Raw genomic sequence first — 25045 nt, 5'->3', positions numbered from 1 at the left:
CACGTTCTCCACCATTGCTTCATTCCCACGCGCTTTCCAGCCAAGGTGTAACGGCGCCGGCAGCACATCCGTGAGCCAAACCGCTGGATGCGGTGCCACTACTCGCACAGCGTTCCTGGGATATGTCCTCCCAGGTGTTTGACCGGTGGTGGGACCAGAAGCAGTGAGTCGGGTCAATGCAACCGAGTTGTCGGAAGTAAGGAAACCATGGAATTGCTGCAAGAAAACTCCTCAAATTCCGGTATAGAGATAGCCCAACAACTACAGTCACCTACTTTTGCTTGTGCGTGAAGGACTAATAATCCGCCCAATAGGTTCGTATTCAGGTATCAATAAGATTCTCGGCCACGATACTTAGGAAGTACCAATGGCAACTTAGAAAGTCCTTGTAAGTATCAGAGCAATTCCATATGTTAGCGGGGCATGGGTTTGACGTGCTCTCGGTCTTTGCAAACCTGCGACGGCCAACCAGTGAAATTGAAAGGTAGGACCAAAATTGCTTCCTAATGGCTCATTCGAAGGTCGCGTCTCGCTCGTGACAGGCGGCTCGTCAGGAATTGGTGAGGCGATAGCACTTGAGTTGGCAAGGCTCGGTTCCGATGTCGCGATAGTCGGCCGTCGCGCTGAGCAACTGGAGGCTACCGCTGAAATGTTGAGAGCTCATGGCGTGCGGGTGCTCACCTACCCGATGGATGTGCGTGAGCGCCAGGACGCCGACAAGGTTGTAGACGACATAGTTCACCGATGGGGACGGATCGACCATCTCGTCAACAGCGCGGCGGGCAACTTTCAGGCTAAGCCGGAAGACCTTTCTCCCAACGCATGGTCTGCCGTTGTGAGGATTGTGCTGGATGGTACTTGGAACTTTAGCCAGGCGGTTGGGCGGCACCTCATCGCGAGAGGTGGCGGCGGATCGATCCTCAGCATTGGGACAACTGCGGCGATCATCGGGGGTCCCAGCACTGTGCACTCAACCAGCGCAAAGGCAGGGGTTATCGCGATGGCCAAGTCCCTCGGCGCCGCCTGGGCCGAGCACGGCATCCGTGTAAATGTGATGACGCCCGGGCCGACTGAGGACACCGGGGCAATGCAGTTCCTCTTCGGGAAAGAGGGACAGTGGGACGAGCAGGTGCAGGCTGTTCCTATGAAGAGGATGCTGACGAAACAGGAGGCAGCGAACGCGTCTGTTTACCTCCTCAGCGACTTCGGATCGTACATCACCGGTCATAATCTCGTGATTGATGGGGGTCGTTCACTCGGTCGTGCGGGGGGCGTATTCAGTGGATAAGCAGACGCCCTCAGCCGGACCGTTGACCGGGCTCAAGGTAGTGGACTTCACGCGGGTCCTTTCCGGGCCTTTCGCCACCATGATTCTCGCTGATCTTGGAGCTGATGTCATCAAGATCGAGGACCCGCGGCGAGGTGACGACACCCGGCAGTGGGGCCCGCCCTTTATTGACCAAGAGTCCGCATACTTCCTGAGCGTTAACCGAAACAAGCGTAGCCTTGCCTTGGATCTAAAATCGGAGGGTGGGAAAATTGTAGCTCACCGGCTGGTTGCTGACGCTGACATCGTGGTGGAGAATTTCCGCCCGGGTGTCGCCGCCAAGTTGGGGCTCGGTTATCCCGAGCTTAGTTCCAGATATCCGGGCCTTATCTACGCATCCATCAGCGGTTACGGGCAAACCAGCTCGGAAGCAGCGAAGCCAGGATACGACCCCATCATGCAGGCTCGTAGTGGTTTGATGAGCATCACCGGCGACCGGGCGGGTAATCCCTCGCGAGTGGGTGTCGCCAGCGCCGATATTAGTGCGGGTATGTGGACGGTCATAGGCGTTTTGTCTGCGCTGGTCAGCCGCGCCCAGTCAGGCCGGGGGCAGCACATTGACATCTCGCTCCTCGACGCCCAAGTATCGTGGCTAACAAATGTTGCCGGCGCGTGGTTCGCGTCAGGAGACGTTCCTGCTCGTTATGGTACAGGTCACCCGAGCATAGTCCCTTCAGAGGCTTTTAGGGCAGCAGACGGCATGCTCATGGTTGCCGCCGGCAACGACAAGATGTGGAGCCGGATGGCGTGTGCGCTGGGTCTAGACGATCTGGCCTCAGATGATCGTTTTTCGACCAACGCTCAGCGGGTGGCCAATCGCGCAGAACTGCGCGAATTACTTGAGCACCGGTTCGGCACAGCTGCTACAGCTGTGTGGCTTGAGAAGCTAGATGCGGCGGGCGTGCCGGCTTCGCGCGTTAACACGGTCGGCGAGGCGCTCACAGATCCTATTCTGCGTGAGCGGGACATGATCGTGGAGCTGATGCACAGTACCGTCGGCCACGTCCGAAGCCTCGGCAATCCAGTCAAACTTTCGGCGACCCCCCCGACAATGCGGTTTGCGCCACCCGTGTTGGGACAACACAGCAGGGACGTACTCTTGGAAACCGGCCTTACCAATCAGGAAATCGACGTAATGCTCGACCTCGGCCACGCGAGTGAGCCGATTAGACAGATTGCGCTAGACAAGAGTAAGGACACCGCACGTGCGTGAGATAGTAATTTGCGAGCCCCTCCGTACCCCTATCGGCCGATTCGGCGGCGCGTTGAAGGATGTAACCGCAGCCGAGCTCGGTGCCATTGCACTTCGTGGCGTCATCTCTCGGACAGGAATCAACCCGGGAGAGATTGACGATGTCGTGCTGGGGCACTGCAACGCTTCGAGCGATGCTCCCTCTATAGGACGCGTAGTGGCCCTGGACGCAGGGTTGCCGACTTCGGTACCCGGCTACCACGTTGACCGTCGATGCGGCTCCGGCCTCCAGGCAGTGCTCTCCGCAGCCATGCAGGTACAGTCCGGCATGATGGATGTTGTTGCCGCTGGGGGAACCGAAAGCATGAGTAATGCTACCTTCTACTCAACCGCAATCCGCTGGGGACAACGGGGAGGCGACATCGCTCTTCACGACAGCCTTGCACGCGCCAGAGTTATGGCGGGCGGCCGTCATTATCCAGTGCCTGGCGGTATGGTCGAGACGGCCGAGAATCTAGCCGTGGAATTCGGCATCAGCCGCGAGGAGCAGGACGCCTTTGCTGTGGAATCTCACCGGCGCGCCGTCGCCGCCCAGAACTCAGGCCTTTTCGATGACGAGATCGTACATGTTGAAGTGCCCGGCCGACGGGGAGAAATCAATCACGTCGACCGCGACGAACACCCCCGCGCCGACGCTTCAATGGCCAGGCTAACGCAGCTCCGGCCCATGATGGAATCTGACATGCCTGGAGCGACTGTCACCGCAGGCAACTCGAGCGGTCAGAACGATGCCGCAGCGATGTGTCTAGTAACGCACCCAGATCGCGCCGAGGAGCTCGGTCTTCGTCCGCTTGTTAGGCTTGTCTCATGGGCTGTTGCGGGAGTTCCTCCTCGTACAATGGGAATCGGTCCAGTACCTGCTTCGGCCATGGCGCTGGAGAAGGCAGGTCTCACTATGGCCGACATGGATCTGATTGAGCTCAATGAGGCGTTCGCTGCCCAGGCCCTTGCAGTTACTCGAACGTGGGGATTTGGAAAAGACGACTTTGCCCGGATGAACGTAAATGGTTCCGGTATCTCCCTTGGCCATCCAGTCGGCGCTACGGGAGCAAGGGTCTTGGCAACGCTGTCCCGGGAGATGCACAGACGCTCGGCTGATCTCGCACTAGAGACGATGTGTATTGGAGGCGGCCAAGGACTCGCTGCCGTTTTCGCCCGCGTCCCATGACCTGCCAGCACGGACAGATGCTTAGCACTGCAAGGAAGACGTGCCAAGGCGTTAAAGGTGTGCAATGCTGAACTCCGTGGAACTCCGGCACCTTCGCTATTTCCTCGTAGTCGCCGAGGAATTGCACTTCAACCGGGCGGCAGAACGCCTGCATATGCAACAGCCGCCGTTAAGTCGGCAGATTCGACAGTTGGAAAAGGCCATCGGCACGGAACTGTTCCATCGCACGACGAGGTCAGTAAGTCTTACGCCGGCGGGACGGGCCTTCGAGGAAGAGGCACGGAAGATTCTTAGGGCAGTCGACGGGTCTGCAGAAGTGGCCCGATATGCCGCGCTGGGTATGACCGGGCGCCTCCGGGTAGGGTTTACAGGATCAAATACCTACTCGCTGCTCCCGTTGGTTGCGCGTGCCTTCCGCAAGGAAATACCCAACGCGGTTCTTCATGCCGAGGGTGAAATGTTATCTCCAGCGCAGACCGACGCGCTGGTCACCAGGCAGCTGGATGTCTGTTTTGGCCGCAAGCGGCCATCGAATCCGGAAATTGAATCTCGGGTAATTTGGCAGGAACAGCTGTCAGTCGTGCTCCCCCAAGACCACCGACTGGCCTGCGAGGAAGCAATCCAAGTAACCGATCTGGCCAACGAGCCTTTCGTGACATATCCAAGCCGGACCGGATCAGCTATGTTCGAACTAACAATGTCGACCTGTGTCGAGGCAGGCTTCGCCCCGCGCGTTGTCCAAGAAGCTACACAGACCTCAACACTCGTAAGTCTTGTCGCCGCGGGGTTCGGAGTGGCCCTCGCCCCGGAGTCTGTCCAAAACATCAAAGTGGCAGGAGCCGTACACAAGCCACTCGTGGGGCAGTCTGCTGTAAGTGACCTTGTTCTTGCGTGGCGTCGCGACAACGAAAGTCCCTTGCTGCACCGGTTCCTGGACATCGTTGGCCGCATCCCCAAGCCGGACAGACTCACATAGTCCGCCCCCTGAACTGCATGTCGCGATGTGCGAGGCACAAACAGCCCCATCAGACAGGGCGCAGCGTAGTGCGTGGGCTACTGGGGAGGAGCTCGTAGTTTCGGGCTGTTGACGACTTGCTTTCCCTAGGCAAAGTGGAGAATGCCCGTAACTAGCCATCCGGAAATTCATCTACAGATTTCGCCTGGGGCACTTGGACGGCCGTTTGCCGACCGGGCCGAGCTGTAGGAGTCAAGCCGGCCACCGCGTCTGCGCGGAGTGCTTCTTTGTTTGCGGCGTCGGTCTGTACGAAGTTGATGCTGGTTATTCTTCGTATAGGCCGCGCTCAGGAAGGGCCAGCGGCAACTCAAAGATGAAGGATGCTCCTCGAGATAGATTTTCTTCGGCCCAAAGGCGGCCTTGTTGCCGGGTGATAATGCGGTGGCTAAGGGCGAGGCCGATCCCGCTGCCCGTGGACTTGGAAGTGAAGGCTCCGTCGAAAATGCGGCCATCGGGGATGTGGGCCAGCCCTTTGCCTCGATCAGCGACGCGGAACACACCGGCTTCAGCTGTGGCGTAGGTGGTGATTGTGACGTGGCGTTCCTTCGGCGCCCACCCCGACATCTCGTCTATGGCGTTGTGGCAGAGATTTAGTATCACCTGTCCGGTTAGGACTTTCTCACAGCGAATCCAGATGGGAAGGGCACTCCTGACGACTTGAACTTCGGTTTCATGTTGTTGGGCCCGGAGCATGATGAAGTAGAGACAGTCTTCTACAATGTCATTCAGATCGACTATCTGTTCGGACTGTTCAAGTTGGACGACGAATGCGCGGAGACTGGAAACAATCTGGTTGGCCCTGTTGATCTGCTTTCTTGCGTTGTCTAATCCATATTCCAAGTCGAGGCTGCTGGTCGCTGGCTTGCCCAATCTACGGGCCACTCCTTCAATAAAGTTAGTTGCAGCGGCAAGAGGCTGGCCGAGTTCGTGGGCGATTGCCATAGCCATGTCACCCATGGCGTTGTACCGGCCCAGGTAGTTAAGGTGTTCGAGGTCTCTGCGGTGCTCCTCCTCGGATTCCACCTGGCTGGATATGTCGTGAAGAAGCACGAGGGTGCCCGTCAGGTCGTGCTCCAGAGCGATGTATTGGCAACTCGCCGCGAACCAAGCCGTGCTTCCTTCGGGGCGGAAAATTTCCAGACGGAGGCTCACCGGGGAACCGTCCGGGTCTGGGTTCGCCAGGACCTGTTGCAGGGCAGGCCTGGACTGCGCTGAACACATACCCAACAGTTCAGTGCCAACCAGTTCATCTGCATCCGTGCCGAGCTGCTCCCCGCCTCCGACGCTGGCATAACTGATGACCGAGTCCTGATCCACGACTAGGATCCCCTCCGCCATGTGCCGGAGGAAGGCCTGCAGCCTTCCCTCAGTGCGCTGCAGGTCGGACTTGAGCACTTCTTCCTTTTCGATGTCACGAAACTGGACCATGATGACCGTCCGCCGACGCAGTTCCACCCTCACAGCGATCGCTTCCGAGAGGAACTCCCGCCCCGATCTGGACTTGTACATCCACTCAATGCGACTGGTCCCGTGGTCAGCGGCGTCCTGTAGCCAATGCACACCAACGGAGCGCATGAACCTCGGATTAGCGCTGCTCATATCCGGGGCCTTAAGGAGTTTCAGTTCGTTAAGGCCGAATCCGAGCATGTCGCATGCTGCCTGGTTGCCCCAAAGGATCTCTTTGGTCTCCGCGTCGTGAATGAGGATGCAGTATGACAGGGACTGAATGAGGCTGGCGTAGTCCCCTACCTCTGGAAACGGTTGCTTGTTAGCTGGAGAGGAGTTGAGCACAAGTAATTTTACGTCCACAGAGCCACAGCTCGACATAGGAGATTCCCTTAGATGCAGGAGGAAATGCTGTGCTGGCCCGCGAAGAATCTCCAATTGTTGCGTCATCCGCGCGCCCATAGCTTTGAAGCAGACAAATCGAAGCTGGGAGTCACACAAAATGACAGAAGTCCTGAACCAGGATTCAAGGGCAGCCTTAGATGAGGTGCTGAAGACGATAGCGTGTCGCCGTGACGAGTTCGGCGAGCAGAAGTCAGTACCCGTTGATGTCATCAACGAATTCAAGAGGGCCGGGATCTATCGGGCAGCTACCCCCAAAAAATTTGGCGGGGATGCTTTGCCACCCGCTGATTTCCTAAGAATAATTGAGCAAATTTCCACTGTTGATGCCTCAGCCGGCTGGGTTGCGAGTTTCGGTTCTGCTGTCTATCTTGCTGCGCTTCCTCTTGAAACCCAGGCAAAGCTATACGCGCAAGGTCCGGATGTTGTATTCGCCGGTGGCCTCTTCCCTATCCAGAAGGTGGACAGGATCCCGGGCGGATGGAATGTCACGGGGGAGTGGAAGTTCTCAAGTGGCTGCCGCGGTGCGGACATTATCGGTGTTGGGCTGGCAGGCGGAGACGAAAGCAACGGGAAGCCGCTCACGGCCCTGCTTCGCCCTAACCAAGTCGAGATAGTAGAGAACTGGGATGTCGTTGGGTTAAGGGGAACAGGCAGCAACGATTTGAAGGTGCAGGGCGAGTTCGTACCGGAGGAATGGACATTTATCAGGGGTGGTGAGCCAACCGTGGATGAGCCGCTGTATCGCTACCCGGCGATTGCGTATGCTGCCCAGGTACTCGCGGCTGTAAACCTCGGAACAGGCCGTGCGGCCCTCGACTACGCCATCCAGGTAGGGAGTGGAAGCAGTGGGATCACCGGCGCTCCGAAACTGGCTGACCGCGCCTATTACCGGATAGATGTTGCCAAAGCCGAAGCGTCTCTGCTGTCGGCCCGTGCATTTTTCTACGACATTTCCGAAGAAGTGTTCGAGACTGTCAGCGCCGGCGACCCAGCCACTGACAAGCAGAAGGCTCTCCTTCGTCTGGCGTCTACCCACGTTGCAAAGGTTGGTGCCGCAGCAGTGCTCAGCGCTTACACGCTATCCGGCACAGCTGCCATTTACGATTCCAATCCTATGCAGCGCTACCTCCGGGACGCCTCTGTGGTAACCCAGCATGCATTCCTCGGAGACGGCATTTACGACGGCGCGGGGGCAGTCCTCATGGGCACCCCGCCGGCCATCCCGGCATTCATCTAGAAGCAACACCAAGGAGCTAAAGTGACTACCCCCACCGAACCGCTGCGAGTGCTGTTCTGCATCGGCATTAACCAGAACTTCTTCGACCTACCCAAGAACGAAATTGGTAGCGTCTGGACCGCTTTCTCCGGAATGATGGCGGAAATGGCCAACATGCCGGGCGTGCATGTCATTGGAAACATGGATGACGATTCCCATACGGTCGGCCCCTCAACGGGCTGGCCGTGGACTTGTTACATCCTCGCCGACGTCGACACTCAGGAAACTGTGAAAGCGGCCTGCAACCTTTTCCGGACCACAATGGTCGGTGAACACGCACTGTGGCACTACGGCAAGGTCGAAGCCCGTATGGGCCGTGTCCTCGTAATCCGCGACGACGTGGATACGGCGCAATAGGCCGTGGCAGCACCCGCAACGGCGCCCGTGTCCTGGACCCCTTTGGAACGAAAGGAGGCTGCAAGGGCAACTATTGCCCGGTATCTGGATCTCTGCGATATCCCCCGTCCGCAAGCACCGAACGATGACCTTGGCGCGCTGTTCACCTCGGACGCGGTGTGGGAGGGGGTGGGGCCCGAATATGCGCGAAAGTTCGGCCGGATTGAGGGCCGCGAATCCATCCTCGCGATGCTCAAGTCCTTCCTTCCCCCAGCGCCCCATTTCAGGACCAATGTCCACGTTTTGGGAGAAGGACAAATCGAAGTTCGCAAGGCCGCTGCAAGTGGGCAGTGGATCATGCAGCAAATCTCTGAATACCAGGATGAACGACGAGAACTGATCATCGCCCGCCTCAATGTCGACTTCATGATCGAGGGAGACAGGATCCTGATCAGCAACTTTCAAACACAAAAACTCTTTTCCCACGAACTGGGCATCCATGCACCAGCGACTCAACCACTACTTGACTTGCAATTGAAGGAGTACAAATGACCTCTCAGATGTCAGGCCAGCCCGGAGGTTTCTCCGCACTGGCGGGTGACGATCGTGTGGCCGCCCGGCTCTATACCGATCCTGAGATTTTTGATTGGGAGATGGAGAAGATCTTCTACAGCACGTGGGTGTGGGTCGCTCACGAGAGCGAGATTCCCGACGCGGGAAGTTTCAAAATGACGCATGTTGGCTTGCAACCGGTAGTGGTTAACCGGGACCGCAAGGGTAACTTCAACGTTCTGCTCAACAGGTGCCGTCACCGCGGCGCGAGTGTCTGCGAGGTTCCCAAGGGCAAAGCCAACGGGTTCACCTGCCCGTACCACTCCTGGTCGTATTCACTTGAGGGGAACCTCCGGGGCATTCCGTATCCGGACGGATACGAGGGTGTCATTGAAAAGCAGGAACTCTCCCTCCAAAAGCTGCGGGTCGAATCATACAACGGCCTCATTTTCGCCTCGTTCAAGACAGACATTGAACCCCTCACAGAATTTCTCGGTGACGCGAAGCTCTGGATCGACCGCTTTATGAAGCAGAGTGCAAACTTTCCCGTGAAGGTCCAAGGCGAACATAAATTCCGGTTTGACGGCAACTGGAAGATTCAGCTTGAGAACACGACCGATGGCTACCATTTCCCTATCGTGCACCGCTCCTGGATGGCTTCCGTGGACGCTGAAACCGCTGACATGCTCTCCTTTATGACTGACGAAAAGGCCGTAACCCATGCACTAGGCAACGGGCACAGCGTCGCTGTTATGGTCACCGAACATGTTGACCTCGACGAGGATGACGGTTCTGAAGAACTCCAGGAACGGTTCCGCCACATCATCGATGAGCTGTCTGCAACCATGCCTCCGGAACAGGTGCGACGCATCGTCCGGACCATGCATGGCGCCGGCTTCAACTTGAATCTGTTTCCCAACCTCTCCTTGTCGATGTCCTTCTTCCGTGTGCTCCGCCCCATTTCCGTCAATGAAACCGAAATTCAGCACATGGCACTCGGCTTGGACGGAGGACCCGAAAGCGTCAACCGGGAACGGCTACGGATCCATGAACACTTTCAGGGCCCCTTCGGTTTCGGCACCTCTGATGACTCTGAAGCGTGGGACCGGGTACAACGCGGAGCAGTAGCCAACCCGGATATGCCGATCCTGGTCAATCGCGGTCTTGGACGGGAAGCGACCACTAAAGAAGGCTGGAGGACCTCGCATGTAACGGATGAAACGGGCATGCGCGAAGCGTATGGAATGTGGAAAAGGATGATGAGCGATGACAACTGAGGCCCCCCAAGAAGTGGAAGTAATCGACAACCGCCCTGCCCGCAAACCCTCTGATCTGGGGCTTGGCAACCTATCAGACCCCCGTGTGGTCCGTGCGATTGAGCTCATCTGGCTTGAAGCCCAACTTCTCGACGATAAAGACTACGAGGCGTGGCAAACCTTATATACCGAAGATGCTAAATATGTCATTCCCGTTGAACCGGGGGCAGCCGACTTTGAGTCGTCTTTGAATCTGGTTTACGACGACGCCCGGATGCGCCACATGCGCGTTACCCGATTGGTGCAGGGGTACTCCATGTCAGCCGTCGCCGCTGCCCGTACTTCCCGGACGATATCCCGCTTCACCGTCCAGGAGCTCACGGATGACACCGTGACGTTGCGGTCAGCGCAGGTACTCGTGGGGTTCAAACGGGACAAGTTCCAGATGATGGGCGCCGACCTTATCCACCGCATCAGGATTGTCGGCGATGATGCCCGGATCGAGCTCAAAGTGATCCACCTCGTCAACTCCGACTCAGCCGTAAACGCCTCCGGCTTCCTCCTCTAGGAGCACCATGAACAACGTCGCACTCATTACCGGCGCCGCCCGCGGGCTGGGTGAGGTTATCGCAAGGACACTTCACAAGCAAGGATTCCGTGTCGCTCTCACCGGTACCAGCGCCGAATCCGTACAGCCTGTCGCGGACAGTCTCGACCCGTCTGGGGAGACCGTCTGGGCAGGAGCACTGGATATCCGCAACAAGGACGATTTCGAAGCAGTGCGGGACGCCCTGGCCAAGAAGTGGGGCGGGACCGATGTCCTGGTCAACAACGCGGGCCGGTCGAAGGTTGCCCCACTGTTGGAAATAACCCCCGACGACTTCTCAGCCAATGTGGAGATCAATCTCAAAGGCACCTTCCTGGGATGCCAGGTCTTCGCTCCACATTTCCGGGACCGGGGCTATGGAAGGATCATCAACATCCACTCCCTCGCAGGACATAACGGCGGTACCGCCACAGGCGCACACTATGCCGCCTCCAAAGGTGGCGTTTCCACCCTGACGAAGGTCTTCGCCAGGGAGTTCGCTTCCGCCGGGGTCACCGTCAATGCCGTTTCCCCCGGCCCCTTGGAGCTTCCGGTCGTCTACGAAATGGTGGACCCCACCAAGCTGGACTCCATCAAGGCGGGCATACCTGTAGGCCGATTCGGGGATGCAGAGTTCATCGCTGACACAGTTGCCCTTCTCGCCTCCCCTGGCGCGTCGTCGGTCACCGGAGCCTGCTGGGACATCAACGGCGGCATCTACATGCGCTAACACCGCCCAGGACATCCGAAACCCAGACAGCTGAAAACTAGAAAGGAGCGTTGCCCCATGGGTATGTTCAAGGTACGAGTGGCTGAAGTACTGGAAGAGACGAACAACATTAAATCCTTCCGCCTCCAGCGCGTAGATGGGGCACCGTTCGAGCCCTACCCGGCGGGTGCCCACATCGATATCGTCGGACCCACAGCCGTGGTCCGCCAGTACTCTCTGTGCAGCCCGCCGGACTCCACTGGTGACTACCTCATCGCCGTCAAACGTGAACCGCAATCGCGGGGCGGTTCAGCAGCCCTCCATAGCCAGGTGGCAGTCGGCCATGAACTCGAAATCAGCGCCCCACGCAATCTTCTTGCGGTCGCGCCCGGCGCTGACCGTCACATACTTGTGGCCGCCGGAATCGGCGTCACGCCCATGATCAGCATCGCCTACCACCTGCATCGCGCCGGGCAAGAATTTGACTTGCATTACTTTGCACGATCACGCGACGACGCCGCCTTCTGTGACTTGCTCAGCCGAAAAAGTGGATTTGGTGAACGCGTCCATTTCCACTTCGGTCTCAAACGCGAGAACCAACCATCCATTCTGGACAAAGCCTTCGTCGGCCTCACCTCCGCTTCGCATGTCTACACCTGCGGACCAGAGGGCTTCATGAAACGTGTTCAAAAGCACGCCGCGGCGGTGATCCCGGAAGACAATGTGCACATAGAGCATTTTCAGGCCGGGGAACCAGTAGATACTGACAGCGACTCTCCCTTTGAGGTCGAACTGGACGGAGAGGTTTACGAGGTTCCTGTGGGCAAGTCCATTGTGCAGGTTCTGGCGGAAAACGATGTTGAAGTTGACACGACATGCCAGGAAGGCATCTGCGGTACCTGCATCATGGGAGTCCTGGCGGGGCAGCCTGACCATCGTGACCAGTGCATGTCCAGCAGCGAGAAGAAGGCTAATGACCAGATCGCTGCCTGCGTTTCGAGAGCCAAGAGTTCCCGTCTGGTCTTGGAAATCTTCTAAAGATGTGGTTTCGGGCCCCCCGTAAAAATGAGTGAAAAGATGCAGCAAGGCCGGCCCTTGGGCTGGCCTTGCTGCATCTTCTGGTCCTCGGAACTATGGCCGCCCTCCCCGGATCAGTTCACTGGTAGATCATGTTGCAGGATGTCCCGGACGAGAGTGGCAATACTGTCTGCCCCTGTCTTGGCCTTGATCCGGGTTCTGTGCACGTCAACCGTTTTCACACTGGTGCCCAGTCTTCGGGCAATGTTCTGGCTCGGCAGGCCCTCGATGACTAAAGCGAGAATTTCCCGCTCCCGGGGAGTCAAACCGGCAATGCGTTTCTTGATTTCCCGTCTGCCGCGGTCAGCTTCAAAACGCACCTGAGCGAGGTCCAGAGTCTCCTGGACCACATCCAACATGTGCTGGGGATCGTACGGCTTTTCCAGGAAGTTCATCGCACCTTGCCGCAATGCCTTCACCGACATTGGTATGTCACCATGTGCCGATACGAAGATGATGGGGATCGGCGAGGAAACCTGATTCAAAGTCTCCTGCAACTGGAACCCGCCAGTTCTAGGCATCCGCACATCCAGCACCAGGCATGCCGGAAGTTCCGGATCGTATTCGGCAAGGAACGTGGCCACGTCGTTGTAGATACGTGACTTGATGTTTACCGACTCCAGCAGCCACGAGAGTGAGTCGCATAGCTCCTGATCATCGTCAACGATATAGACGAGAGCTTCGGGTAAATCCATGGATGACGACCTTGCCAAGGGGGAAATGGGCTTCTTTGAAGCTACCCAGCCCGCAACCCGGTAGTCAACGAAGAAGCACGTAAAGATGTCACCTATTTATCTAAGGCGAATGCTAAAGCATGCTGGGGCAAATCGCAATACTCATTAGCCGGGAATCACCCTAAGTTCGTTTTATAGGAATTCACGAACGACCGGTTCCCGGTCACGGCGGTTGGAGAAATGAAATGCCCGAACTTTCCGAGATCCAAAAGAATTTCCGCTCAGCGATGGCCCACCTGCCGGCAGCGGTTAACGTGGTCACCACGGACGGCCCCCACGGCAGGGTAGGCATTACTGTCAGCGCGGTATGTTCTGTCACGGATGCGCCGCCCACCGTCCTCGTTTGCGTAAACCAGAGCAGTGCCACACACGACATCTTCAAGAATAACGGCGAGATCTGCATCAACGTCCTCAGTGGCGAACACGAGGAACTTGCCCGCCACTTCTCAGGTGCAACCAAGGTGCCGATGGAGGAACGCTTCGGATGGGACATCTGGGAAAGGAACGCCGGAACCGTGCCGGTACTGAGGGACGCACTGGTGAAAATTGTCGGCCGAATCAGCGACCACACCACCCAAGGATCTCATTCAGTGATCTTCGTTCGGGTTGAACGCATCGAAGTCCAGGAAGAGCGTGACAGCCTCGTTTACTTTAAGAGGCAGTTTCATCGCCTTTCCGTAACCCCCGAGCTGGTCGGAGTTTGAACACCCACAAGAGCCTGCTGGAACTTACGGCCAAACTCCAGAACGGGATCATCACCCCCCGTGATGCGGTCACGGACAGCCTCAATTCCATTGCAGATATTGAAGGGTCAATCAGGGCTTGGGTGAAGGTCGATAAGAAGGGCGCCGTCAGGCAAGCCGCCGCCCTTGAAACTGCCGGTGGCCCACAGGGGCCGCTGTGGGGCGTTCCCGTGGCCGTGAAAGACCTCATTGACGTCCAAGGCCTGCCGACGGGGTGCGGGTCACGGCTGAAAGGCGGTGTTCCTGCTGAGGCGGATGCAGACTGCGTCCGCCTCCTGCGGGAGGCCGGCGCAGTGATCCTTGGTAAGACCGTCACAACGGAATTTGGGTACTTCAGCCCGGGCCCGACCCGTAACCCCGTCAACACCAAACACACCCCCGGCGGCTCATCCAGCGGTTCAGCAGCAGCCGTCGCGGCCGGCACGGTTCCACTAGCCATCGGAACACAAACCGCCGGGTCACTAACCCGCCCCGCCTCCTACTGCGGTGTTGCAGGCTTCGTTGCAGCACAAGGACAATTTTCGATGAACGGCGTTACCGGACTGAGCAAATCCCTGGACACTCTCGGTCTACTTGCCAGCGGCGTAACAGACCTGCACTATGCCTGGAACGCCCTCAGCGGGCACAAGCCAAGCGAATCACAAGACAACCGGACCCCGGTGGATCTCTTGCTCTGGAACGGCAGCGGTCTGGATGAACTGACACCCGATATGAGGGCAGCCCTGCAACACACGTCCTCACTCCTCGGCAACGCCCATCAAATCCACCTCACCGAGTGGACAGATGACGACCTTGTCCGCAACTTGGCCACAGACCATGGCATCATCATGGCCGCAGAAGCCGCCACCGAGCGCATCGAAGAGCTCAACCATCTCGAGGCCCTGAGCCTACCTTTTGTCGATCTCCTCCACACCGGCCGAGGTATTACGGAGACCAAGTACCGTGCCGCCCTCGAGCGCGTTGCCCGCGCCAGCCGCAAAGTCCTGGCACTGCTGGAAAGATTCGACGCGGTCCTAGGCCCTGCTGCCTTGGGCCCGGCACCGCACGGCATAGACGCGACAGGAAGTCCTGTCCTCAGCCGCCCTTGGCAGGCGATGGGCCTGCCCGTGCTGACCATACCTGGACTACGTAGCCCTTCCGGAATGCCCCTTGGTTTGCAACTCATCGGCATCCCTGGCCGGGAGCCGCAACTTTTCGACATCGGTGAACGTATAGAACACGCCCTCCGCGGCTCTGCCGGGGATCCGTTCGTACCAGCTTTGGCCCACGGGCAGTAGAACTACTGCTTTCTCACTCACCCCGACACCGAGAGGTAGATATGACATCCCCAACCGTAAAACCAGGATCGCTGACGGAGGCGGTCCAAAACGGCCGCATGAACAGACGGGCGTGGCTGATCACAGGCATGCTCATTCTTTTCCAGATCATCGCGTTCGCCGACAAGGCCGTCCTTGGCCTCGTGGCCCAACAAGCGATCCCTGACCTGGGTATCAGCACAGTCGAATTTGGCTTTATCGGCAGCGCCTTCTTCTTCCTGTACGCCATAGCATCCGTACTCTTGGGAATCTGGGCAGGAAAAGTCCCTATCAAATGGGTACTTCTCGCCATGGGCCTCAGCTGGGCGATCCTCCAATTTCCGATGCTCCTGGGCGGCGGCGCAGCAGTCCTGCTGGTAACCAGGATTCTTCTAGGCGGCGCAGAAGGACCAGCAACCGCCATTTCACTTTCATCAGCACATTCCTGGTTCCGCCCCGCGGACAGGTCCTTACCCGGCAACCTAATCGCCATCGGTTCCACACTGGGGCCCGTGGTGGCAGCTCCTCTGCTGGCCGTCGTCATCGTCAACTTCGGTTGGCGGTGGGCCTTCGGAGTGCTGGGAGTCATCGGGCTCCTCTGGACGGTTGCTTGGTTCATCTTAGGAGCTGACGGCCCCTACGCCGGCAAACGAGCCAAATCACGTAAAACCGGAACATCAGATAAGGCTTTCGACCTGCAGGCGGAGGCAGTTGCTGTCACGGAGGCTTCGGCAAACGTTTCCCCCGAACACTACAAGCTTGAAGGAATTGACCTCCAAAAGCGGGTTCCCTGGCGAGCAATCCTCACCGCGGGGTCCTTCGTAGTGGCTGTTTTTGCAGGATTTACAAACTTTTGGACTCAGGGGTTCCTGACGACCTGGTCGCCCAAGTACCTGGCAGGAGTTGTAAACCTCCCTCCCGAGACAGTCGCCATCTTCTTTACTTTCCCGTGGCTCTTCGGAGCCGCCGTCCTACTGTCTTTAGGAATCCTCGGCCGGTACCTGATGCGGCGCGGAGTCAGCGTCCATAGGGCCATGGGTATACCGTTCGGCGTGTCCCTTACTATTGCCGGCGTGTCGTTTCTGCTCTTGCCCTCAACAACGGGCGCGGCCTCAGTGGCACTCCTGACGGTCGCTGCCGGGTGCTGTTGCGTCTACCCAATGGCGCCAAGCGCCATGGCATACGCAGTCGGACCGAAGCAACGGCCGGTCCTCATGGCCACTCTGGGAGGCATCGCCTCTATTGGTGCCATCATTTCGCCGACAGCCATAGGCCTCTTCATGGAGAACGCCGGATACCGAACCCCCAGCCCCGGGCAAAAGGACACAGCCGAAATGATCTCGAACATGACCGCCGGAGTGAACCAGTCATTCGGCGTATTGGGCGCGCTTCTCCTGGTCGCCGGGATCCTGTCCGTCTTCTTCCTCAACCCCGACCGCACAGGACGGATACTGCAGCGCAAATATGCGACGGCCATGACCGATGAGAGTGCTGACCCGGCGGGCAAGTGAAAAACATCTCACTAGGACGAGTGGCTCCGCTGGAATCCAGCGGAGCCACTCTTATTTCGCGTGCCTATTTACTTGTGCGTCTAACGCCAGGCTGCGTCGGCCGTCCAGTACTCCATGCCGTTGGCACTCAGTCCGTGCTGCCACTCAGAGATGCGTTTCAGCTCAGGCTCGACCAATGCAGTGACGGCATCAGCCGCCATTGGCCCATCCTCATCAACCTGCCAATGAACCCAGTTCACCTCAAGTCCTTGCTCATCATGAACGAACAGGTCCACGTGGTGCCAGCCATAGCCAAATGTGTCCATGTAGCAGGTCAAAAACATGCGATGGAAATTCCGTTGCCGCATCAGCGTCCTCCTTGGTCTCGTTTCTTCCGAACGCTACGACGGATTTCCCTGTAGCGAAAGGAGAGAAATCCTTACATCGCACAGTGAAACTTCGTCTTTTGATTCTCTGGCTCCCCCTTGAAAATTGAAAGGGATGAATCATCGACACACCAGCGGCACTGTGTACCTAGGTGACCGGCTGCGACAGATCGCAGCGACGCATACTTAGCGACGCATACTTCTAGTCGGCTTGCAGATATTTAGTTACTCCCGGGGCAGCAAAATCATGACAACTGCAGCTTTGGAGAGTTTCAACATTGACATATAAAACTTAGTGGCAAAACAACTGGCAATTCAACTTAAAAATGCCCAAGGATTGTCGAACTCATCTCTATACCAAAAAGAATGCGGGAGTTCACTAGTTTCCCGCCCTCACCCACTCAAAGCAGAGAAACAGGCCGGTTAGCTCCCACTTTCGAACCAGCCATAACGAAGGGAAAACCATGTCCACAGAAATCCAGGCAACGGCCGCTGATTCCGGAGCGAAGGCAACCAAGCGATTCCAGGCTGACAAAAGCGCCTCCATTGAGGTCGCCACCGATCGCGTCAGCCTGCTAGCTTCGCGCGCGATTAAGTCAATCGTCAACATCATCCATGAAGAAAAAGTCACATACGAGGAGTTCAATGCCCTCAAGAGCTGGCTGATCGAGGTAGGCGAAACTGGAGAATGGCCGCTCTTCCTGGATGTCTGGGTGGAGCATGCTGTTGAGGAGGTAGCAAACGAAAACAGCGAAGGAAGCACCGGATCCATTGAGGGCCCGTACTATGTGCCCGACGCGCCGGTCTTAGCAAACCCAGGTGCGCTTCCTATGAACGAGGATCAGCGGGGAACACCACTGGTCCTGCAGGGCAAAGTCACCAGTGTAGATGGGCGCCCACTTGCTGGTGCAAAAGTGGAGATTTGGCACGCCGACGTTTTGGGCTTCTACTCGCAGTTCGCCCCTGGAATTCCCCAATGGAACCTCCGCGGTACGTTCCTAACGGACGACGAGGGGCGTTACGAAATCCATACGGTGCAGCCAGCGGCCTATGAGATCCCAACCGATGGCCCCAGCGGAAAGCTGATCAGAGCAGCCGGGTGGCACGCTTGGAGGCCCGCTCACCTGCACCTGAAAGTTAGCGCGGATAACCACCAGCTAATCACCACCCAGCTCTACTTCAACACCGACAAGCATCTTACTGATGACGTCGCTTCGGCAGTCAAGCCAGAGCTGATCCTTGACCCGCAGGAGAAGAAGGACGGATCAGGCAGGCAGGTCACCTACGACTTCGTCCTCGCATCTGCCAAATAGCAACACCTGACAGCAAGCAAAATGGTGCAGACGTGGTCTTCCCTTGAATCAGGGGAGACCACGTGCTGGCAGCAATTGAATGCGTGCATTCTCTGATGAGCCCATCCGCCGCCCTTGTTAGTGATTTTCTTCCCTAGCCTGATCCCATAGTTACGCTGCCCCCAAGACCCCCACTTAAAAGGACAAGTAATGCAAGTTGTCGCAAATTTCCGGGTTCGAAGCAAAGCCGAGATGGACGACAGTCTGAACAAAGCGGTAAGAGCTGCTATGACGGATCAAGGTACTCGACGGTCTGGTGTCATAGTCACGCGCCACGGTTTCGATCATTTCTCCGTCGCCGTTTCACCCACTGTCCCTTTCGGCATGATCATCGAGAATGATGTTGTCCGCAGATGAGTACCTCCCCTATCTCATGAAGACCAGCCAACTGGGCGGCAAAGTGTTCGGTCCGCTGCCCGATTCCAATAGCGCCAATAGTTACTCGCAGGCGCCGACAACGCAGCCGGCAGAATACGTTCGCTATCAGGCGCCTCTGACCATTCCATAGCCAGAACAGACGTTGCACCGGTGACTCAATGATGACTAAAGCCGACCCCGGATGACACGGAACACTGGAATTTCCTCTCTGACGGCGTCGAAGAGGTAAGTGCTGTCGGCCCCTGGAAGTGCAGTCTTACTGGACTAAGAGCTTTCCCGAAGATGGTTTGCGGTCGATGGTGTCCAAGGACGGGAAGCCCGCGGTTGCTGCCAAGGGACTCACGTTGGATGACAATCACTCTTTTGCCAACGCTCCTGACAATGCCATATTCCTGCACCCCGGCGGTCCTGGCACCCGCATACTAGAGAGGGATGCCGAACATCTTGATTGGGCACCGGGGCAGCAAGTGAAAAACCCGTTAATGACGAGCGTCTGCTCCGGGCGCGCTGGAATCTTAAGCAAGGAGTGAACCCGGACGAGCTGCCCGGTATCAGTGCACACACGCTGACGAACCTCCTGCGCAGGTTCGAAGACCACGAACTGGTGACACGTACTTCCAATCCGGAAATCCTGCCGAGGATGTTTTACGAACCAACCCGGCGCGGACGCCAGTTGGAGGCGATACTGGGGGCTATGAACCACTGGGGGCGGTCAGTGCCCATGGCCGTGTCAGACGACACACTGACAGCGTTTTCCATACGAGCCGTACCCCCTGAAGCTTGGTCCAAACCCTCTGGCCGCTGCTGTTGAGTGGATCCCTGCCGATCTCCGCGACGCAAACGTATCCGTTTGCAGTTTCTGTCGGTTTTCAGCAGTCCGCATGCTGCAAGAGTCATTGCGAGGTGAACCGGATTCCGGTGAGGAATAGAAGGACCTTGCGGTGCCGCACCGACCAAAATTTACATGCGGCGGTCGGGACCTAAATGTGAAAAAGTGTGGGCATGGCTGCACTCATCGAAGACTATGCGTTGTTGTCGGATCTCCAAACGGGCCCTCTTATCTCCCGGAATGGCAGCGTGGACTGGCTTTGTTTCCCCCGCTTCGACTCACCCTCGGTGTTCAGCCGAATCCTAGGCACGGAAGACCACGGATACTGGTCGTTGGCTCCCAGCGAATCAGGTGCTGACGTTGTCCACCGAGGCTATGTCGAATCAACATTCGTGCTCCAGACCACGTGGAAGGCCAGTGGCGGAAAGGTCCTCGTCACCGATTTCATGCCGCTGGGGGAAAACGGTTCGTCCCTTATCCGCCGGGTTACCGGGGTGAACGGCAGCGTGGAAATGCACCAGGAACTTCGGATCCGGCCAGGATATTCAACGGTCTTGCCTTGGGTGAGTCGTGTCCGCGACAGTGGGTCGTCGGCGGCGCCTATTCTGTTGGCCATGGCTGGGCCGGATGCCTTCGCTATGCGGGGACCTCATCTACCGCAAGCACATGCACATGGGCACGAGGGAGAGTTCCTCATTTCGCAGGGTCAGACGGTGGATTTCGAACTTACGTGGTTCCCCTCGCACCGCCCCTTGCCAGCAGCAACTGACGTCGATGTAGCGCTTGAAGATGCTACTGAGTATTGGAGGCGTTGGGGAAGCAACGCGCGGCAGGACGGTGCTTTTGGGAGTGCAGTGAAGCGTTCGTTGTTAGTGCTGCGGGCCCTTACGCATCTTGAAACAGGCGGAATTGTCGCAGCGCCCACGACGTCCCTACCGGAGGACTTCGGTGGGCCACGGAACTGGGATTACCGGTACTGCTGGTTGCGCGATGCGGCCTTGACGCTGGAATCGATGCTGACCCACGGCTATGAAACCGAGGCACTGCAGTGGCGCAACTGGCTCCTTCGCGCCCTGGCCGGCGATCCCGAGCAACTACAGATTATGTACGGGGTAGGGGGAGAGCGGGAACTCCCTGAACGCGAACTCGATCACCTCCCTGGCTATGAAAACTCCAAGCCCGTCCGCGTTGGAAACGCGGCAGTATTGCAGTTCCAGGCTGATGTTGTCGGCGAGGTGATGGTGGCTCTGGAAAAACTGCGCATGGCCGGAGGCAAAGAAGACCACTTCTCCTGGGCCCTGCAGCGGGCACTCTTGGGATTCGTAGAAAAACACTTTGATGACAAGGACTTCGGCCTATGGGAGATGCGCGGCGATGCACAGTACTTCACCCACTCCCGGGTGATGATGTGGGCCGCGTTCAACAGCGGGATCCGAGCGGTACAAATCCACGGCCTACCCGGATATGCCAAGAAGTGGGAACACCTCCGCGACCGGCTGCGCGAAGAGATCATGCGCGACGGATTCGACCGGAGCATCGACTCCTTCACCCAGACCTATGGCGGACGGCAAACAGACGCGGCACTACTCGTCATGCCGCAGGTCGGTTTTCTCCCCTACAACGACAAGCACATGCTCGGTACAGTTGCCAGGCTGGAACAGGAACTCCTTACCGACGACGGCCTTTTGCTGCGATACCGAACGGAAAGTGGCGTAGACGGTCTGGAGCCGGGCGAACATCCATTCCTCGCGTGCTCATTCTGGCTAGTGGAGCAGTATGCGCGCACGGGTCGACAAATCGAGGCGAAGACCTTGATGGACAAACTCGTAGGGCTCGCCAACGAGCTCGGCCTGCTGAGCGAAGAGTACGCAACAGCCGAAAGACGGATGGCCGGCAACTATCCCCAAGCATTCTCACACCTGACCCTGGTAAGAGCAGCCGACGCTATGCACGGGGTCGACCGCCTCTCACTAGCTGTTAACTCGTTACAGTCCAGTGGCACAGCATCGGAGGAACCAGGATCAAAGTAGGAACAAGCTAACTCACCCTCGGGAATACTTCAGGGTCAGGGCAGGCAGGGAGTCAGCCCTTAGCTACCTGCTCAGGCTGCCCTGAAACAATTGATAACCTGGACCCAGCATGCACTAAGTAGCGAACACCCCTGCCTAGTGCATCCGGTGGATCACGATTGGTTCTGTTCTGAGGTACAGAGTTCTGTGCTCCAAACCCAGAGATTTCAACCACACCATGCTTCCGTCGTCAGTGACAGTGTCTACGAATGCAGGTGTGAGCATGCCTCGCCGGTCGACCACTACAACGTCTTCGCCAGGCCGGAGTTCCTTCCAGTCCAAAACCGGCCTGTCGAGGGGTCGTTTGTACATCAGGCTTGAGGAGGAGCTTATGGGCGGGGTCCAAGTCATGGCTTTGCTCACTTTCGGGGGGCCGGATTACCTGCCGGGAAGGAGGCATATGCGCTCGACCAACGAAGGCACTGGCAGCGAGTTCCGTGAGATCGAGGCGCACAGGTTCAGCTAAATTGGATGAAATGCATCAGTCATGCTGATGTAGAAATAGTGAGCGCGGAAACCGGTCTGTGCATGGTCTGCCCGTCTTGGCACCGCACGAATGGTTACCCAGCTTTTGACTTCAAGCTAGTTGACCGGTCCTCGTCGTGTTTGTTCTCCCCGCCTAAGGGCATCTGGGTGGTTGGGCTGCCTACTGGCCTCCATGGCACCCTTGGCGGAAGCGAAAGCCGCAGCAGCTGCTCAACGATACGGACACCCTCTGCCGAGGACGAGCTGAGGGCCGCCGCTAACCTCCAGTACCACAATGCGCGTACCTGGTTATGTGCCAAGACTTAGTCCGAGGACCACACCTAGCTGCTCAAGCTTATTGGCCAGGCGCTTATTGGTCAGGCGAAGTACGGGCCGGTACGCAGGTAAAAAAAGAAGGCTGCTCCACCGGCGCAAAGGGGACAATCAACCATTGCCCCCCGTAAAACTCTACGTATGAGTCAGTGGAACAGCGCGCGTATGCTTCTTCCCTTGTCATCTCTTTGTCCTTCGCAGTGAATCCGGGCATCGATCGAGTCTGCTTCAAAACTATGGGGTCGCTTATTACGCATCAAGTGGAGATTCTTCGCGGCCGGCATAGCAATTTCCTCGCTCAGCTAAAGAATTCACCTATGCCCAGAGCCGACGATGTGGTCCTCGGCATGGGCTTCACTGATCCGGCGGCCCTGCTCGCCGCTGACAACTGCGAGTTGGGCTTCCCCGAACGTCTTTTCCGGAACGATCACTTGATACTCGATGGACTCGCGGTAAAGCCCTCGAGGGCCGTCGCAGCTCTGAAGAAACGCAGTCCGGGCACGTCGTCCTGTCAGGACGACGTGCCCGGACCGACGATTCCAGATCAGGTCCTGCCGCTTCCTCGAATCGCTCCGGCACCACCGGGTCACCGGCTAGATCGGCAGGGTTGGCGTGCACGGACAACGCCGCGATGGAGTCATTCTTCGAAATGATGCAAAGAATGTCTTTGACCGTCTGCGATGGCTCACTGGGCAGACCTGCGCCTGACGCCTGGCCATCACGACTTGGATCGAGCGGGCCTACCACCACCGGCGCCGACAACGAGGAAACTCACTCCGAAATCGAATATGAACCTATCATCCGGGCCCCGCTCACCGCCGTCTAAGACCCCGAGTCAACAAAAGCCGGCGCAGTCCCGGTTTACGAAGATGTTTTACATCACGACTGTGACGACCTTTTCTTCTGTGCTGGCCACAATGCCAGCCCATCCTAGTTCTCGTCCTACGCCACTGCTCTTCACTCCACCCCAAGGAAGTGCAGGGTCAATGGCACCCCAGGCGTTTACCCATACGGCGCCAGACTGGAGTCTTGCAGCTACGCGATGTGCCCGGGAAACGTCTTTTGTCCAAACGCTGGCGGCGAGCCCGTATCGGGTCCCATTGGCAATTCCAATGGCTTCCTCTTCCGTGTCGAATGCGAATACAGCCCCCACAGGGCCGAAGACTTCTTCCTGAGCGATAGTCATATTCTCAGTTACATCCGCGAATACGGTGGGCTCGACAAAGTATCCGCTGCCCGCACCGGGGTTACCTCCCGTTACCAATCGAGCTCCTTCTTCCTTACTTTTTTCGATGTAGGACAGAACGGTTTCCTGTTGCTTCTTGTTCACGAGCGCGCCGATCGTTGTCTCCGGCTTTAGCGGATCTCCCATGACGTGGCCGTCGGCTGCGGCCGCCAGTCCAGCTACCACGCGATCATAAACAGAGCGGTGCGCGAGAATCCTCGTGCCCGCGGCGCAAACCTCACCCTGGTTAAAAAACAGGCCCACAGCTGCCCCACGTATGGCAGCTTCGATATCCGCGTCGGCAAATATCAGATGAGGGGACTTTCCGCCGAGTTCCAGAGTTACGCGTTTAAAGGTATCAATTGCGGCGATCTGAACCGCCTTGCCCGTAGCCGGGCTTCCTGTAAAAGTAATCTTGTTAACATCGGGGTGCCGAACCAGTGCGTCACCAGCAGTCTTTCCAAATCCCGGAACAATGTTAACAACACCGTCGGGGAACCCTGCCTCACGAAAAAGTGAACCTAGATGGAGGACAGACAGGGGTGCGTCTTCCGGGGGTTTGACGACCACGGTGTTGCCTGCTGCCAGGGCCGGCGCAAGTTTCCACGCCAGAATCATCAGGGGGCTGTTCCAGGGGACTATCGCGCCGATAACTCCTAATGGCTCTCGGACTGTGTAGGACAATGTATCTTGCCCCATGTATCCCGATGTCGGGATTGTTTCCCCCTTGATTTTGTCAGCCCAGCCGGCGAAGTATCGAAAAGCAGCTACAGCGTTCGGGACATCCAGAATCTGCGGCTGACTTACAGGCTTGCCGATGTCGAGGGCTTCCAGCAATGCCAGGTGCTCCGCGTCGCGCTCGACGAGATCTGCAAGCCGGTTGAGGAGATGCCCCTTCTGGGCGCCAGATGTCCTTCCCCAAGCCCCGTTGAAAGCTGACCGGGCAGCCGCAACGGCCTGATCGATGTCTTTCGAGCCGCCACATGCTACTTTTGCCAAAATCTCTCCGGTAGCTGGATTTAGGTCATCAAACGTGCCCCCTGCGCTTTCAATCCAATCTCCATTGATGAGCATCTGTGTCAGCTGCACCGTTTCCTGCACCTGGATCGTCATGAGTACTTCCTTCTTCCAAAATTGACCGATGGAGCATAAGATCTGTCCAGTTCGTCTGGTAGCGACAAACGAGCCAGCGGACGAAGAGGGTCGTGGGCAGAGGGTCCGCCCACGTCCAGTCCTAGCCGTTGATTCCAATCTGCCCCAACAGCCCGACCTGTGTCGTTACCGTTGGGTGCACGAGAGTTGCACTGGGACGAACAGTATTTATGCCACAGGTGAGCCTGA

Annotated in this window: 21 protein-coding genes and 1 pseudogene; 18 read left to right on the top strand and 4 right to left on the bottom strand. The window is 57.6% G+C overall.

Going from position 1 to position 25045, the window contains the following annotated elements:
• Window positions 1–535 precede the first annotated feature (535 nt).
• The 4 genes from AC5RU9_RS20250 to AC5RU9_RS20235 all read left to right on the top strand — a co-directional run bounded on the left by AC5RU9_RS20250 (window position 536) and on the right by AC5RU9_RS20235 (window position 4723).
• Complete coding sequence (locus AC5RU9_RS20250; protein ID WP_494017896.1) at window positions 536–1288, top strand: SDR family oxidoreductase; 753 nt, start codon at window positions 536–538, stop codon at window positions 1286–1288.
• Window positions 1281–2540, top strand: coding sequence for a CaiB/BaiF CoA transferase family protein (locus AC5RU9_RS20245; protein WP_494017895.1), 1260 nt, complete (start codon window positions 1281–1283; stop codon window positions 2538–2540). The genes AC5RU9_RS20250 and AC5RU9_RS20245 overlap by 8 nt, the downstream gene beginning before the upstream one ends.
• A complete protein-coding gene (locus AC5RU9_RS20240) occupies window positions 2533–3747 on the top strand; it encodes an acetyl-CoA C-acetyltransferase (RefSeq protein WP_494017894.1) in 1215 nt (404 codons plus the stop codon). The genes AC5RU9_RS20245 and AC5RU9_RS20240 overlap by 8 nt, the downstream gene beginning before the upstream one ends.
• A gap of 64 nt (window positions 3748–3811) precedes the next feature.
• The gene (locus AC5RU9_RS20235) at window positions 3812–4723 is read left to right on the top strand and encodes a LysR substrate-binding domain-containing protein (protein WP_494017893.1); all 912 of its coding nucleotides are present in this window, start codon (window positions 3812–3814) and stop codon (window positions 4721–4723) included.
• A gap of 303 nt (window positions 4724–5026) precedes the next feature.
• On the opposite strand, the gene AC5RU9_RS20230 is transcribed toward AC5RU9_RS20235, so the two are convergent.
• Entirely contained in the window at window positions 5027–6658 is a 1632-nt protein-coding gene (locus tag AC5RU9_RS20230) for a PAS domain S-box protein (protein WP_494017892.1), read from the bottom strand.
• A gap of 52 nt (window positions 6659–6710) precedes the next feature.
• Between AC5RU9_RS20230 and AC5RU9_RS20225 the strand changes: the two genes are divergently transcribed.
• From AC5RU9_RS20225 to AC5RU9_RS20195, 7 genes are read left to right on the top strand one after another with little or no spacing between them, the layout of a single operon-like run.
• Window positions 6711–7850 (top strand): acyl-CoA dehydrogenase family protein, encoded by a 1140-nt coding sequence (locus AC5RU9_RS20225; RefSeq protein WP_494017891.1) that lies wholly within the window; start codon window positions 6711–6713, stop codon window positions 7848–7850.
• A 21-nt stretch (window positions 7851–7871) separates the two neighbouring features.
• Entirely contained in the window at window positions 7872–8246 is a 375-nt protein-coding gene (locus tag AC5RU9_RS20220; RefSeq protein WP_494017890.1) for a hypothetical protein, read from the top strand.
• A 3-nt stretch (window positions 8247–8249) separates the two neighbouring features.
• Window positions 8250–8777 (top strand): nuclear transport factor 2 family protein, encoded by a 528-nt coding sequence (locus AC5RU9_RS20215; RefSeq protein ID WP_494017889.1) that lies wholly within the window; start codon window positions 8250–8252, stop codon window positions 8775–8777.
• Window positions 8774–10054: an aromatic ring-hydroxylating oxygenase subunit alpha gene (locus tag AC5RU9_RS20210; protein WP_494017888.1), complete on the top strand. Its 1281-nt coding sequence runs from the start codon at window positions 8774–8776 to the stop codon at window positions 10052–10054. The genes AC5RU9_RS20215 and AC5RU9_RS20210 overlap by 4 nt, the downstream gene beginning before the upstream one ends.
• Window positions 10044–10601 (top strand): aromatic-ring-hydroxylating dioxygenase subunit beta, encoded by a 558-nt coding sequence (locus AC5RU9_RS20205; RefSeq protein WP_494017887.1) that lies wholly within the window; start codon window positions 10044–10046, stop codon window positions 10599–10601. The genes AC5RU9_RS20210 and AC5RU9_RS20205 overlap by 11 nt, the downstream gene beginning before the upstream one ends.
• Window positions 10602–10608: 7 nt before the next feature.
• On the top strand, window positions 10609–11349 hold the full coding sequence (locus AC5RU9_RS20200) for an SDR family NAD(P)-dependent oxidoreductase (RefSeq protein ID WP_494017886.1): 741 nt from the start codon (window positions 10609–10611) through the stop codon (window positions 11347–11349).
• 57 nt (window positions 11350–11406) lie between these two features.
• Window positions 11407–12366 carry a PDR/VanB family oxidoreductase gene (locus tag AC5RU9_RS20195; protein WP_494017885.1) on the top strand — a complete coding sequence of 320 codons (960 nt, stop codon included), beginning with the start codon at window positions 11407–11409 and terminating at the stop codon, window positions 12364–12366.
• A 113-nt stretch (window positions 12367–12479) separates the two neighbouring features.
• Here AC5RU9_RS20195 and AC5RU9_RS20190 read toward each other — a convergent pair whose 3' ends face one another.
• Window positions 12480–13100: a response regulator transcription factor gene (locus AC5RU9_RS20190; protein WP_494017884.1), complete on the bottom strand. Its 621-nt coding sequence runs from the start codon at window positions 13098–13100 to the stop codon at window positions 12480–12482.
• Between the two features lie 224 nt (window positions 13101–13324).
• Between AC5RU9_RS20190 and hpaC the strand changes: the two genes are divergently transcribed.
• The 3 genes from hpaC to AC5RU9_RS20175 all read left to right on the top strand — a co-directional run bounded on the left by hpaC (window position 13325) and on the right by AC5RU9_RS20175 (window position 16688).
• On the top strand, window positions 13325–13843 hold the full coding sequence (gene hpaC, locus AC5RU9_RS20185) for a 4-hydroxyphenylacetate 3-monooxygenase, reductase component (protein ID WP_494017883.1): 519 nt from the start codon (window positions 13325–13327) through the stop codon (window positions 13841–13843).
• A complete protein-coding gene (locus tag AC5RU9_RS20180; RefSeq protein ID WP_494017882.1) occupies window positions 13840–15159 on the top strand; it encodes an amidase in 1320 nt (439 codons plus the stop codon). The genes hpaC and AC5RU9_RS20180 overlap by 4 nt, the downstream gene beginning before the upstream one ends.
• A 98-nt stretch (window positions 15160–15257) precedes the next feature.
• Window positions 15258–16688: an MFS transporter gene (locus AC5RU9_RS20175; protein ID WP_494017881.1), complete on the top strand. Its 1431-nt coding sequence runs from the start codon at window positions 15258–15260 to the stop codon at window positions 16686–16688.
• An 80-nt stretch (window positions 16689–16768) separates the two neighbouring features.
• Here the strand turns inward: AC5RU9_RS20175 and AC5RU9_RS20170 are convergent, their stop codons facing one another.
• Window positions 16769–17035 carry a hypothetical protein gene (locus AC5RU9_RS20170; RefSeq protein ID WP_494017880.1) on the bottom strand — a complete coding sequence of 89 codons (267 nt, stop codon included), beginning with the start codon at window positions 17033–17035 and terminating at the stop codon, window positions 16769–16771.
• Between the two features lie 482 nt (window positions 17036–17517).
• Here AC5RU9_RS20170 and catA point away from each other — a divergent pair, with 482 nt between their 5' ends.
• The 4 genes and pseudogenes from catA to AC5RU9_RS20150 form a co-directional block, all read left to right on the top strand.
• Entirely contained in the window at window positions 17518–18366 is an 849-nt protein-coding gene (gene catA, locus AC5RU9_RS20165; protein ID WP_494017879.1) for a catechol 1,2-dioxygenase, read from the top strand.
• A gap of 943 nt (window positions 18367–19309) precedes the next feature.
• Entirely contained in the window at window positions 19310–19594 is a 285-nt protein-coding gene (locus tag AC5RU9_RS20160; protein ID WP_494017936.1) for a winged helix-turn-helix transcriptional regulator, read from the top strand.
• 191 nt (window positions 19595–19785) lie between these two features.
• Window positions 19786–21642 carry a glycoside hydrolase family 15 protein gene (locus AC5RU9_RS20155; RefSeq protein WP_494017878.1) on the top strand — a complete coding sequence of 619 codons (1857 nt, stop codon included), beginning with the start codon at window positions 19786–19788 and terminating at the stop codon, window positions 21640–21642.
• A 1272-nt stretch (window positions 21643–22914) separates the two neighbouring features.
• Window positions 22915–23305, top strand: a pseudogene (locus AC5RU9_RS20150) (IS3 family transposase); the annotation flags it as partial.
• Window positions 23306–23353: 48 nt separating this feature from the next.
• Here AC5RU9_RS20150 and styD read toward each other — a convergent pair.
• Window positions 23354–24817 (bottom strand): phenylacetaldehyde dehydrogenase StyD, encoded by a 1464-nt coding sequence (styD, locus tag AC5RU9_RS20145; RefSeq protein WP_494017877.1) that lies wholly within the window; start codon window positions 24815–24817, stop codon window positions 23354–23356.
• Window positions 24818–25045: the final 228 nt, after the last annotated feature.

The organism is Arthrobacter sp. B0316-5-4, from assembly GCF_059090325.1.
Note: the sequence above shows the minus strand (reverse complement) of the source record. Positions and strands in the feature narration are given on the sequence as shown.

What these genes read in the sequence shown, in the direction of transcription:
- AC5RU9_RS20200 (WP_494017886.1), top strand. Translation starts at nt 10,609, where the DNA reads ATGAACAACGTCGCACTCATTACCGGCGCCGCCCGCGGGCTGGGTGAG.
- AC5RU9_RS20175 (WP_494017881.1), top strand. Translation starts at nt 15,258, where the DNA reads ATGAACAGACGGGCGTGGCTGATCACAGGCATGCTCATTCTTTTCCAG.
- AC5RU9_RS20225 (WP_494017891.1), top strand. Translation starts at nt 6,711, where the DNA reads ATGACAGAAGTCCTGAACCAGGATTCAAGGGCAGCCTTAGATGAGGTG.
- AC5RU9_RS20235 (WP_494017893.1), top strand. Translation starts at nt 3,812, where the DNA reads ATGCTGAACTCCGTGGAACTCCGGCACCTTCGCTATTTCCTCGTAGTC.
- AC5RU9_RS20195 (WP_494017885.1), top strand. Translation starts at nt 11,407, where the DNA reads ATGGGTATGTTCAAGGTACGAGTGGCTGAAGTACTGGAAGAGACGAAC.
- styD (WP_494017877.1), bottom strand. Translation starts at nt 24,817, where the DNA reads ATGACGATCCAGGTGCAGGAAACGGTGCAGCTGACACAGATGCTCATC.
- catA (WP_494017879.1), top strand. Translation starts at nt 17,518, where the DNA reads ATGTCCACAGAAATCCAGGCAACGGCCGCTGATTCCGGAGCGAAGGCA.
- AC5RU9_RS20230 (WP_494017892.1), bottom strand. Translation starts at nt 6,658, where the DNA reads ATGACGCAACAATTGGAGATTCTTCGCGGGCCAGCACAGCATTTCCTC.
- hpaC (WP_494017883.1), top strand. Translation starts at nt 13,325, where the DNA reads ATGCCCGAACTTTCCGAGATCCAAAAGAATTTCCGCTCAGCGATGGCC.
- AC5RU9_RS20205 (WP_494017887.1), top strand. Translation starts at nt 10,044, where the DNA reads ATGACAACTGAGGCCCCCCAAGAAGTGGAAGTAATCGACAACCGCCCT.
- AC5RU9_RS20210 (WP_494017888.1), top strand. Translation starts at nt 8,774, where the DNA reads ATGACCTCTCAGATGTCAGGCCAGCCCGGAGGTTTCTCCGCACTGGCG.
- AC5RU9_RS20170 (WP_494017880.1), bottom strand. Translation starts at nt 17,035, where the DNA reads ATGCGGCAACGGAATTTCCATCGCATGTTTTTGACCTGCTACATGGAC.
- AC5RU9_RS20190 (WP_494017884.1), bottom strand. Translation starts at nt 13,100, where the DNA reads ATGGATTTACCCGAAGCTCTCGTCTATATCGTTGACGATGATCAGGAG.
- AC5RU9_RS20155 (WP_494017878.1), top strand. Translation starts at nt 19,786, where the DNA reads ATGGCTGCACTCATCGAAGACTATGCGTTGTTGTCGGATCTCCAAACG.